This window comes from Salinicola endophyticus (assembly GCF_003206575.1).
Lineage (GTDB): Bacteria > Pseudomonadota > Gammaproteobacteria > Pseudomonadales > Halomonadaceae > Salinicola > Salinicola endophyticus.
Genome location: NZ_PZJO01000003.1, coordinates 265,653 through 278,559, shown reverse-complemented (window position 1 = coordinate 278,559; position 12,907 = coordinate 265,653). Strand labels below are relative to the sequence as shown.

Here is a 12,907-nt window from a genome sequence, read left to right as displayed (position 1 = left end):
GGTTCCTCAGTAAAGGATCAGTGCGGGCACGTACGAGATGAGCAGCAGCACGGCGATCGCGACGAGATAGAACGGGATGAGTTCGCGCACGACGGCGCCGATGCGCTCCCGGGCAATGGCCGAGGCGACGAACAGGGTGGTGCCGATGGGGGGAGTGAACAGCCCGATGCTGAGGTTCACGCACATGATGATGCCGAGCTGGACCAGATCCATGCCGATGGCGTTGGCGATCGAGACCAGGGTCGGCCCCAGCAGCAGGATGGCGGCCGGCAGATCGAGGAACATGCCGATGAACAGCAGTAGGAGGTTGATCGCCAGAATGACCAGAATCGGATTGCCGAGGGTGCCCACCGCCCACTGGGCGACCGCCTGGGGCACACCACCGCTGGTCAGGATATAAGCGATGATGTTGGCGGCAGCGATGATCAGCATGACCATGCCGGTCGTCACCACCGTGCCCGAGAGCGCGCCGACCACGCGGGCGAGGGTCAGGTCGCGATAGATCAGGGCGCTGACGACCAGCGCGTAGGCCACGGCGATGATGCTGACCTCAGTGGGCGTGGCGATACCAGTGCGCAGCAGCACCAGAATGATCACCGGCATCAGCAGGGCGGGCAGCGCGGTGATCAGGGTGCTTCTGACCTCCTGTGCGGTGTACTTCAACGTGAGTCGGGGAAAGTTGCGGCGTCTTCCGGTCACGTAGCAGGCGGTCATCATCCCTATCGCCAGCATCAGCGCCGGCAGCACGCCGGCAATGAACAGCGACGCGATGGAGACGTTGGAGACCGTGGCGAACAGGATCAGCGGAATCGATGGCGGCATCAGGCCAGCGATGACCGACGACGAGGCGGTGACCGCAGCGCCGAAGGCGCCAGGGTAGCCCTCTCTCTTCTGCCACGGGATGAGCATCGAGCCCAGCGCCGACGCCTCGGCGACGGCAGAGCCGGACACACCGCCGAAGATCGTCGAGCCGACCACATTGACCTGGCCGAGCCCGCCGGGGTACTTGCCGACCAGCATCGAAGCGAGTGCCACCAGGCGCTGCCCCAGCTTGCCGGACATCATCAGGCTGCCGGAGAGCACGAAGAACGGGATCGCCAGCAGCGGAAAGCTCTGGGTCGGCTGGAATATCTTCATCACCACCATGCTCGAGGGCATCGAGCCGAATACCGACAGCGCCGTCCAGCCGCTGATCACCAGTGAGTAGCCCACCGGCATCGCCATCAGCATGAGCAGAACGAAGGAGATCAACATGTTGACCGTCATGAGGCTTCCTCCCCGTGGGTCGCCAGCGACTCGGCGATCGGTACCCGGCGGTCGAGCGCGACGAGCACGTTGATCAGGGATACGAGCGCCAGGCCGGCGAAGCCGACGACGACCGACCAGTAGGACCACGACATGGCGACGCCGGTAATGGGCAGGCGTTGGCTGCCCGCGATCGCGACCACATCCAGCCCGTGCCAGGCGATGAGTGCGAAGGCGACGACCGCGAGCAGATTGGTCGCGAGACCGATCACGCGTCGCAGCGGCGGCGGCAGCCGTTCGACCACCGCCTCGATTCCGATATGCTCGTTCTTGGCCGCGGTCGCGACGATGGCGCACATGGTGAGCCACGGAAACAGGATGTTGGGCACTTCCGACGTCCAGTCGAGGTTCGTCTCCCACACGTAGCGCACGAACACGGCCGCCAGCAGCGTGGCGAACATCACCAGCAGCGAGAGAATGCCGAGCCACTTGAACAGGTGATGAATCGCGGTTTTGAGGCGCAGCAGGGGCGAACCGGGATGCCCCGGCTCGCCATGCCTTCCTGCGATGACATCAGACATGGCGAACGCTCCCGTTTACTGTGACGCGGCTTTCGCGGCTTCGACGACCATGTCGACCATCTTCGGATACTTCTGCCGCCAGGCGTCGTAGACGCCGTGTGTCGCCTCGATGAACGGTGCCTGATCCACCTCGTTGAATGTCACCCCCGCCTGCTCCATCTTCGCGCGGAGTTCCTTGTCGGCCGCAAGCGAGGCCTGGCGGTTGTATTTGCCGGCTTCGATGGCGGCGTTCTGGATGACCTGCTGCTGCTCGGGCGAGAGGCCGTCCCAGACGATCTTGCTCATCAGCAGCGGGGTGGACTCGTACTTGTGTCCGGTGAGCGAGATATATTTCTGCACTTCATAGAGCTTCGACGAATAGATGTTCATCAGCGGGTTCTCCTGGCCATCCACCACTCCCTGCTGTAGCGCGATGTAGAGCTCGGAGAAGTTCATCGGGGTTGGCGTCGCCCCCAGCGCATCGAAGATATCGACGGTCATCTCGTCCGGTGGCGTACGGATCTTCAGCCCTTTCAGATCAGCGGGCGTCTCGATCGGCCGGACATTGTTGCTGACGTGACGGATGCCGTTGTCCCACAGCGCCAGCAGGACCAGCCCATGTTGCTGCGCCAACTGCTTGAGTTCGTCGCCGACCTCGCCATCCATCACCTTCCAGGCGGTGGGCAACGAATCGAACAGAAACGGCAGCCCCAGCACGGAGAACTGCGGGACGATGCTCGCTACCGGGCCCTGGCTGTTGGCGCTGAACGCCAGGCTGCCCATGCGCATCAGGGTCAGCGCTTCCATGTCGTCGCCATACTGGGCGTTGCCGCCCACATCGACGTGGATCTCGCCGTGGGTGCCCTCCTCGACGAGCTTGGCGAAGCGCTCGGAGGCTTCCCATTTGGGATTGCCTTCGGCGGCATTGTGGGCCAGTTGCAGGGTTTGCGCCGCCATCGACGGCATGGCGGTGGCGAGAGCGGCAGTCAGGGCCGTGGTTTGCAGGATCGATGTCGGGATCGCTTTCAGAATCGCTTTAATCATTGTCGTTGCGCTCATGGTTGCTGACGGGACGTGGTGAAGGCCTCGCTATGGCGCGTGCCGGCTCAGCTGGCGTGCGTGAGTGAGATGCGGGACGCCAGGGTCTTCACCACTGCCTGGGTCGAGATGCCATAGCGGTCATGCAGGGTGGGCAGTGCGCCGGCGTCGAGAAACGCATCCGGCAGCCCGATCTGGTGGAACTCCGGGTGTACGCCGGCATTCATCAAGAGAGCGGCCACGCTCTCGCCCAGCCCGCCGATGACGGAGTGATTTTCCGCCACGTAGACGGGGCGCTGGGGATGACGCTGGATCTCCTCGAGAATCGTTTGCGCATCCAGCGGCTTGATAGTAGGGGAGTGCAGAACACCGACGTGCATGTCGCGCTCGGCGAGGAGATCGGCGGCTTCGATGGCACGCATGGTCATCAGTCCGGAGGAGATGATCAGGGCGTCCTCGCCATCCATGAGTCTGCGGGCCCTGCCGATCTCGAAGTGGTAGTCCGGGAACCGGTCGAGCACGCGGGGAACCTTGCCACGCAGCAGACGCAGGTAGACCGGCCCATCATGGGCGACCATGGCGTGGGTAGCCTGCTCGATATCCACCGCGTCACAGGGGTCGACGATGGTGAGGTTCGGCATGCCGCGGAAGATCGCCATGTCCTCGGTCGCCTGGTGGCTCGGCCCGTAACCGGTGGTGAGGCCCGGCAGTGCGCAGACGATCTTGACGTTGAGTCTCTCTTCGGTGATCGCCATGCAGATGAAGTCGTAGGCTCGGCGCGACGCGAAGACGCCATAAGTGGTCACGAACGGAATGAAACCCTCCCGCGCCATGCCGGCCCCGGCACTCATCAGCAACTGCTCGGCCATCCCCATCTGGTAGTGGCGCTCGGGATAGGCCTGGGCAAAGACATGCAGGTCGGTGTACTTGCCCAGATCCGCTGTCATGCCGACGATACGCTCGTCGGCCGCGGCCGCCTCGACCAGGGCGTGACCGAAAGGCGCTGAGGTGGTCGGCTGACCCTCTGCCGCCAGCGATGCGATCATCGCCGATGTCTTGAGTCGCGATTGGGTAGTCATGAGTGCTCGCTCCCTGCGGCGTCGGATGGCGTGGCGTAGGTATCGTCGAGTTGTTTCAGGGCAATGCGCCATTCGTCTTCGTCGACGCGGATGAAGTGGGTCTTGTCGCGGTTTTCGAGCAGCGGCACGCCGCGTCCCATCAGGGTGTCGCAGATGATGACGCAGGGTTTGCCGTCGGCGCTTTCCAGGGCGCTATCGAAGGCCTCGACCAGCGCGGCGATGTCGTTGCCGTTCACCCGTAGCGCGGTCCAGCCGAAGGCGCGCCACTTGTCGGCGATGGGTTCGTAGCCGAGTACGCTCGACGACTTGTCGTCGGCCTGCTGATCGTTGACATCGACGATGGCGACCAGGTTGTCGAGCTTCCAGTGGGCGGCCGAGGCCGCGGCCTCCCAGGTCGAGCCCTCGTTGAGCTCGCCATCGGAGAGCAGGTTGAAGATGCGCGAATGGCTCTGCTTGCGCTTCAGGCCGAGCGCCATGCCGACCCCGATCCCCAGCCCGTGGCCCAGGGAGCCGCCGGTAATCTCCATGCCGGGGGTATAGGCCGCCATCCCGGACATCGGCAGCATGCTGTCGTCGCTGCCGTAGTTCTCGATTTCGCTCTCGCTGATGACGCCCGCCTCGATCAACGCGGCATAGAGGGCGATGGCGTAGTGACCGATCGACAGCAGGAAGCGATCGCGCGCTTCCCACTCGGGGTCGTCGGCGCGCAGATTCATGGCACGGAAGTAGGCGACCGCGAGGACGTCGGCGATGCCCAGCGCCTGACCCACGTAACCCTGGCCCTGCACTTCTCCCATGAGTAGCGCATGGCGACGGATTCGATAGGCGTGTCGTCGAAGGGCGGTGATATCGGTGGGGGCGATCACGCGGTGGGTAGCCGGCTGCATAGAATGGATTCCGTAAATTGGTTGACCAATTCACGGTAATGAGGGCCTGCAGTGAAAAGAAGACCGACTTTGGTCGCAGGGGCGCAATCGCACAGGGCTGGCCGCCCGACTCACCCAAGATAGAGACAGCAGAAAATCTTGCCGTTGAGAGTAAATATGCTCTTTTTATCAAGAGTTTATGGAGGTGGCGGGAATCACACGGCTTGCCGCGGGAAGGGCGTATCGGGAGATGATCTTAATAACCGGGCACGACCTGATCGAGACTAATGGTTAACCATTATCAGAATCTTGGCTGTCGACAGGCGTGAGACGGGAACGTCTCGCTGCACCGAGACGAGGTCGGTACCACGAGGCGTTCTCGGGTTCTGTCTGACGGCTACCTGCGCGCGTCGACTGTCAGGCAGTGCCTAGCTCACCGCCACCAGCACGCTCTCCAGCGATTCGCGCGGGATATCCCGGGTGATGAACACCAGTCGCGAGCGGCGGTCGTCATCGGGCCAGGCGTCGAGCTCCACCGGCGGGTGAAAGATGTGCTGCACGCCGTGAATCACGGTGGGGCGCTCGCGCCCGGCGAGGTTGAGAATGCCCTTGATGCGCAGCATGTTCTCGCCCATCAGCGCTGTCATCAGCTCGAGCCACGCCTCTAAGCGGCCGAGTTCGATCGGTGCGTCCAGGGTGAAGCAGTGGGCGCGAATGCGGTCGTCGTGGCGGTTGGGGTCCCGGGCGGGATCGGATGCGTCGCTGCCCACCGGCGTGAGCAGTGGCCCGGCAGCCGTGGGGCCGGCACTGAAGGCCAGCCCGGCCAGACTCGGTGGCTGGGCGTAGGCGTCGATCCAGCGGGCGAGATCGGGGCGGGTACCGTCTTCCCCCATCAGCCCCAGCCCGGTCAAGGCGACGGCTTCGATCTCGCCCTGGACCACCTGGCGCTGGCCGGCCCCCGGGTTGATCTCGGCCAGGCGCCGGGCGAGGGCTGCCAGCGCCTCTAGAGGCGCCAGGTCGGCCTTGGTCAGCAGCAGGCGGTCGGCCACCGCGGCCTGCTTGAGCGCTTCCGGGTGGTGGTCGAGGGTGGCGCTACCGTGGACGGCATCGACGGTGGTGACGATGCCGTCGAGCCGGTACTGGCCGACTAGCCTGGGCTCGGTCATCAGGGTGTGCAGGATCGGCGCCGGATCGGCCAGGCCGGTGGTTTCGATCACCACGCGGTCGAACTGGCGCCGACCCTCCCGGGCATAGCGCCAGGGCGCATCGCGCAGCGTGCGGGCGAGGTCGCCGCGGATGGTGCAGCACAGGCAGCCGCTCTCCAGCGCCACCACCTCGGTCTCGTCGGTGGTGCTGAACAGGCGGTGATCGAGCCCGATCTCGCCGAACTCGTTGATGATCACCAGGGTGCGGTTCATGTCGGGCTGGCGGACCAGACGATTGAGCAGGGTGGTCTTGCCGCTGCCGAGAAAGCCGGTCAGCAGGGTGACGGGGATCGGGGTCGTCTCAGTCTTGGGCATGGCAGGCGGACCAGAAAAGGAGTGAATGTCGTCGAGGGAAAGCTTTCTGTCGGAAACCGATAGCGCGATCTAAATGTTATGTTATAACGTATCTTAAATTGAACGTGCCGGTATCGTCACGAGTGTAGCGTGTCGGCCCGCCGGCGTGATGCCTTCAAGGCCACTACGCCAAGTCTCGACTCAACGTCGCTATTCACAGTCACGACTCAGGGTCACTGCGACCTTGCCTCACTTTTCCGTTGACGGAGGTCCTCATGAAAACGCGCGCCGCCATTGCCTGGGAGCCGAATCGCCCACTGGAGATCGAAGAGATCGACCTCGAGGGGCCCAAGGCGGGCGAGGTGCTGGTCCGAATCGTCACCACCAGCCTTTGCCACACCGACATGTTCACGCTCTCGGGGCGCGATCCCGAAGGGCTCTTCCCCTGCGTGCTGGGGCACGAGGGCGTGGGTATCGTCGAGGAGATCGGCAAGGGCGTGACCTCGGTCGCGCCAGGCGATCACATCATCCCTCTCTATACCCCGGAAGACCCCAACTGCCCCTATATCCAGTCCGGCAAGACCAACCTGTGCCAGACGATTCGCAAGACCCAGGGGCAGGGGTTGATGCCGGACGGTACTAGCCGCTTCTCCTACAAGGGCAAGATGCTGCGCCACTACATGGGCACCAGCACCTTCAGCGAGTACACCGTGTTGCCGGAGATCGCGGTGGCCAAGATTAACCCCGAGGCGCCGCTGTCCAAGGCGTGCGTGATGGGCTGTGCGGTGCCCACCGGTATCGGCGCGGTGCGCAACACCGCCAAGGTACAGCCGGGGGATACCGTCGCTGTCTTCGGCCTCGGCGCGGTGGGCATGGCGGTGATCCAGGGTGCCAAGTTGCAGGGCGCGGGGCGGATCATCGGGATCGACGTCAATCCGGCCAAGTTCGCCCTGGCCGAGTCGCTGGGCGCCACCGAGTGCCTGAATCCGAACGAGCACCCCGAGCCGCTGCACGAAGTGATCATCGACATGACCAATGGCGGTGTCGACTTCTCCTTCGAGTGTGTCGGCAACGTGCGCCTGATGCGCGCGGCACTGGAGTGCTGCCACAAGGGCTGGGGCGAGAGCATCATCATCGGCGTCGCCGGCGCCGGCGAGGAGATCGCCACGCGGCCGTTCCAGCTGGTCACCGGGCGGGTCTGGCGCGGTAGCGCCTTCGGTGGCGTGCTGGGGCGCTCGGAGCTGCCGGGCATGGTCGACGAGTGGCTCTCGGGGCGCTTCGACGTCGACCCCTACATCACCCACAACATGACACACGACCGCATCAACACGGCGTTCGATCTGCTCCACCGCGGTGAGGCGATCCGCTCGGTGATCCACTACCAGCCGCAGGAGACGATGACCGGCGATCTACCCGGAGTGACCCTCGGCGACAACAAGAAAACCCCCGAGCCCGCCTGATCACGGCGCTTTTGCTCCGCCCAAGGTCGCAGGGACGCCCGGCTCTTCAGAGTCGGGCGTTGTCGTTGCCTACGTGGGCCTTCTGTTTCTGCCCGACGAGTCACTACCGGTCATGCGCTTTCGCCAGGCCGTGCGAGGCGAGCCTCGCCGAGGCCGCGATAGGCCCGCACGCGCAAGGGCCGGATGCGCAAGGACTGGATGCGTAAGGGCTGGATGAGTAAGAGCTACAACCGGCTCTCGAGGGCCGGCATCACCTCGAACAGGTCACCCACCAGCCCGTAGTCGGCGATGCCGAAGATCGGTGCCTCTTCGTCCTGGTTGATCGCCACGATCACCTTGGAGTCCTTCATCCCGGCGAGGTGCTGGATCGCGCCGCTGATGCCCACGGCGATATAGAGATCCGGCGCCACCACCTTGCCGGTCTGGCCCACCTGCAGGTCGTTGGAGGCGTAGCCGGCGTCCACTGCGGCACGCGAGGCACCGATGGCCGCCCCGAGCTTGACGGCGACGCCGTCGAGCAGCTGGAAGTTCTCGCTACTGCCGAGGCCGCGCCCGCCGGATACGATCACCCGTGCGCTGCCGAGCTCCGGCCCGCTGTTAGTGGCGAGCTCGTCGCCGACGAAGGTGGACAGCGTGTTGTCGACCACGATATCGAGCGCGCGGATCTCGGCGCTGCCGGTTTCCGCCACGGCATCGAAGGCGCTGGTGCGCACGCTCACCACCTTGAGTGGGGCATGGTTGCTCAGCGTGGCGATGGCGCTACCGGCATAGATGGGTCGCTTGAAGGTGTCGGGCGCCTCGATGGCGATGATGTCGGATATCTGCGGCACGCCCTTGAGCGCGGCGACCCGCGGCAGGATGTCCTTGCCGCTGCTGGAGGCGGCTGCGAGCAGGTGGCTGTAGTCGTCCACGCAGGCGACGATCAGCGCTGCCATCGGCTCCGCCAGTTGATGGGCATAGACCGCATGATCCGCCGTGAGGACCGCACGCACGCCATCGAGACGGGCGGCGGCAGCGGCCACGGCGTCGACCCCTTCACCAGCCACCAGCAGGTCGACCTCTCCGCCCAGGGCGCGGGCCGCGGCGATGACGTGGGCGGTGGAGGCGGCCAGGGCGCCATCCCGATGCTCTACCAAGATCAGTGTGCTCATGGGGGCTCCTGTCACAGGACTTTGGCTTCGTGTTTGAGTTTGTCGACCAGCTCGTCGACCGAGGCGACCTTGCTGCCCCCCTGTCGTGCCGCCGGGGTCTCGACTCGCTCGAGGCGCAGATAGTCGTTGGCGGCGAGGCCGACGGTATCGATCCCACGGCTATCGATGGGCTTCTTCTTGGCTTTCATGATGTCGGGCAGGCGCGCGTGGCGCGGCTCGTTGAGACGCAGATCGGTGGTGATCACCGCCGGCAGGCGCAAGGCCAGCGTGCGCAGGCCGCCGTCGACCTCGCGCGTTACCTGGACCTCCTCATCCGTCACTTCCAGGCGCGAGGCGAAGGTGCCCTGGCCCATGCCGGTGAGGGCGGCGAGCATCTGCCCGGTCTGGTTGTTGTCGCTGTCGATCGCCTGCTTGCCCAGGATCACCAGCCCCGGCTGCTCCTCGGCGACGATTCGGGCCAGCACCTGGGCGACCTCGAGCGAATCCAGTCTCTCCTCGCTCTCGATGTGGATGGCGCGGTCGGCGCCCAGCGCCAGCGCCGTGCGCAGCTGCTCCTGAGCCGCCTTGGGGCCGATGCTGACAGCCACGATCTCGCTGGCCACGCCACGCTCCTTGAGTCGCAGCGCCTCCTCCACCGCGATCTCGCAGAACGGATTCATGGCCATCTTGGTGTTGGTCAGATCGACATCGCTCTGATCCGGGCGCACCCGTACCTTGACGTTGTAATCGATGACCCGTTTGACGCCGACGAGGACCTTCATGCGTATACCTCTCGAGTGGGATGGGAATCAGCAGATACCGGCGGCTATGTCCTAAGGTGCGGCGTCCCAAGGTAAGGCCCGCCGGGTGTCGAACTGGTCGACCTTCGGGAAACTCATGTGGCGCTCTTCGCCGCTGGGGTCGCCGACGTGCGAAAGCGCGCGCGATGACGGTCGGCGAAGCGCGCGATATCGCTCTCGGTGCAGGGCTGACCGGTAAAGATGCGCACGTACTCGGCGATCCGAGTGATGCGCGTGTCCTTGCTCTCCTGGATGTGCATGGAGATGTAACCGATCTGCAGTAGATAGACGGTACGCGCCCGGGTATCGGCTTCCAGCTCGGGATAACCGAAGCGCGCGAACATCGCTTTCAGCGCGCCCAGGCGTGCGCTGTCGGCCCTCTGGACGCGGGTGGCCACCGCCGGGTCCTGCAGGCTCCAGCTGCGCACGGCGTACTCGAACTCGGAATCGAAGATCGCCGGGTCGAACCAGCAGTCGAAGACGTTGAGCGTGGCTTCGACGATCGTCGCCGCGTAGCGCTCGCTCTGGGTGATGACGGCCTGCGTGTTCTGCGCCTCCCAGCGCGCCAGCAGCGCCTCCAGAATCTCCTCGCGATCCTTGAACAGCCAGTAGAAGCTGGTTCGCGAGGTCTTCAACTGCTTGGCCAGCGGCACGATCTTGACCGCACCGACACCGGCACCGATCAGCAGCGTGTAGGCCGCATCGACCCAGGCCTTACGGTTGTTGGCGAGTTCGTCTTTCACGATGAGTCCTTGGTGGCGATGGGCAGGACGCTGAGCGTAGCAGGCCGGAGGCCGGTGTTTTAGATCGCCACGAGCACCCTGGCCCGGGCGTGCACCCCGCTTTCGGCCTCTCTTGAACATCAGACTTCGATATTCGTGTACACCAGTGTCATCCCAGTTGACACTGGTGTACAGCGAGCGCTAGCTTGGTGTCAACCCCACAACAACAAGGGTGCCTGACCGTGAAGAACGATCCCCTGCTGCAGCCGCTGACGATCAAGAACCTGACACTCAAGAACCGCGTCATGCTGACGTCCCACGAGCCCGCCTATCCCGAGGACGGTATGCCCAAGGCGCGCTACCGCGCCTACCACGTCGAGCGCGCCAAGGCCGGTGTGGCGCTGACCATGACCGCCGGCTCGGCGGCGGTATCCCGCGATAGCCCGCCGGTGTTCAACAACATCCTCGCCTACCAGGACGAGGTGGTGCCGTGGATGCGCGAGCTGAGCGATGCCTGTCACGAGCACGGCACGGCGGTGATGATCCAGCTCACCCACCTGGGACGGCGTACGCGCTGGGACAAGGGCGACTGGCTGCCGGTGGTATCGGCTTCCCATCACCGCGAGGTCGCCCACCGGGCCTATCCCAAGAAGGCCGAGCCGTGGGATATCGAGCGTGTGATCCAAGACTATGTCGATGCTGCCGAGCGCATGTATGTCGCCGGGCTCGACGGTCTCGAGATCCAGGCCTATGGCCATCTCATGGATCAGTTCTGGTCGCCCCTGACCAACGAACTCGATGGCCCCTACGGCGGCAGCCTGGACAATCGCCTGCGCTTCACCCTCGAGGTGCTTTCGGCGATTCGTGCCCGGGTCGGCGACGATTTCCTGCTGGGCGTGCGCTACACCGGCGACGAGTGTCTGCCCGGCGGTCTCGACGTCAATGACGGCATGGAGATCTCGCGCCGGCTCAAGAACAGCGGACTGATCGACTTCCTCAACGTGGTCAAGGGGCACATCGACACCGATGCCGGCCTCACTGACGTCATCCCCATCCAGGGCATGCCCAGCGCGCCGCATCTCGACCTTGCCGGCGACATCAAGCGTGAGGTCGACTTCCCCACCTTCCACGGCGCCAAGATCCAGGACGTCGCCACCGCGCGTCACGCCATCGCCTCGGGCAAGGTCGACATGATCGGCATGACCCGCGCGCACATGGCCGATCCGCACCTGATGCGCAAGGTGATCGAGGGGCGCGAGGAGGAGATCCGGCCCTGTGTCGGCGCCAACTACTGTCTCGACCGCATCTATCAGGGCGGTGCCGCCTACTGCATCCACAACCCGGCCACCGGGCGCGAGACGAGCATGCCGCACACCATTGCGCCGGCCGTGACGCGGCGCAAAGTGGTGGTGGTGGGGACCGGCCCGGGGGGGATGGAAGCGGCCCGGGTCGCCGCCGAGCGCGGCCACGAGGTGGTGGTGTTCGAGGCCGCCGACGCCCCGGGTGGGCAGATTCGCCTCACCGCCCAGAGCGAGCGTCGGCGCGAGATGATGGGCATCATCGACTGGCGCTACGAACGCTGTCAGGCGTTGGGGGTCACCTTCCACTTCAACGTCTTCGCCGAGCAGGACGAGGTGGCCGCCGAGTCGCCGGACGTGGTCATCGTCGCCACCGGCGGGCTGCCCAACGAGCAGGCGCTGACCCAGGGCAACGAACTGGCAGTGACCGGCTGGGACATTCTCTCGGGGCACGTCAAGCCGGGACGCAACGTGCTGGTCTACGACGAAGCCGGTGATCACACCGCGCTGCAGGCCGCCGAGATCATCGCCAAGAGCGGGGCCCGGGTCGAATACATGACCGCCGACCGCGCGCTGGCACCCGAGGTGATGGCGATGAACCTGGTGCCCTACATGCGCACGCTGCAGGTGCTCGATACGACCTTCACGCCGACCTTCCGCCTGGTCGCGCTGCGCCGCGAAGGCGACGAGCTGGTGGCCTCGGTGGAGAGCGATTACACCCGCGTGGGCAAGGAGCGCCGCGTCGACCAGGTGGTAGCCAACTTCGGCACCCTGCCCATGGACGATCTCTACGAATCGCTCAAGCCGCTGTCGAGCAATCAGGGCGCGGTGGACTACGACAAGCTGATCGTGGGTGACCCGCAACCGATCGTGAAGCCGGCGGACACGGCCGGAGGCTTCCAGCTGTTCCGTATCGGCGATGCGATCTCGCATCGCAATACCCATGCGGCGATTTATGACGCACTGCGTCTGGTCAAGGATCTGTAAGGGAACCACTGCATAAATGCCTGCACGAGCGAATGACTGCGTTGCGCGGTACTCGAAGGCTCGCCTAACCCCATGTTATGTCTCGCCTTCTGCGTTCCGTGCGCCTTGCCCTTCATCTCGTTCGGCGATTGATTCAGCGTTTCCTAAGCACCGCCGGCGCCGCCGGCCAGGGTGGCTGCTGCAGTCGCGGCTCGAGATTCAAAACGCCTGCATCAAGCCTAAG

At 64.9% G+C, this 12,907-nt stretch carries 11 protein-coding genes; 2 read left to right on the top strand and 9 right to left on the bottom strand.

What is annotated here, in order from left to right:
* Positions 1-6: 6 nt before the first annotated feature.
* The 6 genes from DOM66_RS07865 to DOM66_RS07840 form a co-directional block, all read right to left on the bottom strand.
* Complete coding sequence (locus DOM66_RS07865) at positions 7-1,266, bottom strand: TRAP transporter large permease (protein WP_110689792.1); 1,260 nt, start codon at positions 1,264-1,266, stop codon at positions 7-9.
* A complete protein-coding gene (locus DOM66_RS07860) occupies positions 1,263-1,826 on the bottom strand; it encodes a TRAP transporter small permease (protein ID WP_110689791.1) in 564 nt (187 codons plus the stop codon). Before DOM66_RS07860 ends, DOM66_RS07865 begins: the two co-directional genes overlap by 4 nt.
* A 15-nt stretch (positions 1,827-1,841) precedes the next feature.
* Positions 1,842-2,849, bottom strand: a complete 1,008-nt coding sequence (locus DOM66_RS07855; protein WP_110689790.1) for a TRAP transporter substrate-binding protein — start codon at positions 2,847-2,849, stop codon at positions 1,842-1,844.
* 62 nt (positions 2,850-2,911) lie between these two features.
* On the bottom strand, positions 2,912-3,922 hold the full coding sequence (locus tag DOM66_RS07850) for a transketolase family protein (RefSeq protein WP_110689789.1): 1,011 nt from the start codon (positions 3,920-3,922) through the stop codon (positions 2,912-2,914).
* On the bottom strand, positions 3,919-4,809 hold the full coding sequence (locus tag DOM66_RS07845; protein ID WP_110689788.1) for a transketolase: 891 nt from the start codon (positions 4,807-4,809) through the stop codon (positions 3,919-3,921). The genes DOM66_RS07850 and DOM66_RS07845 overlap by 4 nt, the downstream gene beginning before the upstream one ends.
* Before the next feature lie 407 nt (positions 4,810-5,216).
* Entirely contained in the window at positions 5,217-6,308 is a 1,092-nt protein-coding gene (locus tag DOM66_RS07840; RefSeq protein ID WP_110689787.1) for a CobW family GTP-binding protein, read from the bottom strand.
* A 254-nt stretch (positions 6,309-6,562) separates the two neighbouring features.
* Here DOM66_RS07840 and DOM66_RS07835 point away from each other — a divergent pair, with 254 nt between their 5' ends.
* Entirely contained in the window at positions 6,563-7,747 is a 1,185-nt protein-coding gene (locus DOM66_RS07835; RefSeq protein WP_110689786.1) for an S-(hydroxymethyl)glutathione dehydrogenase/class III alcohol dehydrogenase, read from the top strand.
* Positions 7,748-7,971: 224 nt separating this feature from the next.
* Here DOM66_RS07835 and DOM66_RS07830 read toward each other — a convergent pair whose 3' ends face one another.
* The 3 genes from DOM66_RS07830 to DOM66_RS07820 form a co-directional block, all read right to left on the bottom strand.
* Entirely contained in the window at positions 7,972-8,898 is a 927-nt protein-coding gene (locus tag DOM66_RS07830; protein ID WP_110689785.1) for an electron transfer flavoprotein subunit alpha/FixB family protein, read from the bottom strand.
* An 11-nt stretch (positions 8,899-8,909) separates the two neighbouring features.
* Complete coding sequence (locus DOM66_RS07825) at positions 8,910-9,659, bottom strand: electron transfer flavoprotein subunit beta/FixA family protein (protein WP_110673762.1); 750 nt, start codon at positions 9,657-9,659, stop codon at positions 8,910-8,912.
* Positions 9,660-9,772: 113 nt separating this feature from the next.
* Complete coding sequence (locus DOM66_RS07820) at positions 9,773-10,420, bottom strand: TetR/AcrR family transcriptional regulator (RefSeq protein WP_198651690.1); 648 nt, start codon at positions 10,418-10,420, stop codon at positions 9,773-9,775.
* A gap of 221 nt (positions 10,421-10,641) precedes the next feature.
* Between DOM66_RS07820 and DOM66_RS07815 the strand changes: the two genes are divergently transcribed.
* On the top strand, positions 10,642-12,684 hold the full coding sequence (locus tag DOM66_RS07815; RefSeq protein ID WP_110689783.1) for an NADH:flavin oxidoreductase: 2,043 nt from the start codon (positions 10,642-10,644) through the stop codon (positions 12,682-12,684).
* Positions 12,685-12,907 lie beyond the last annotated feature (223 nt).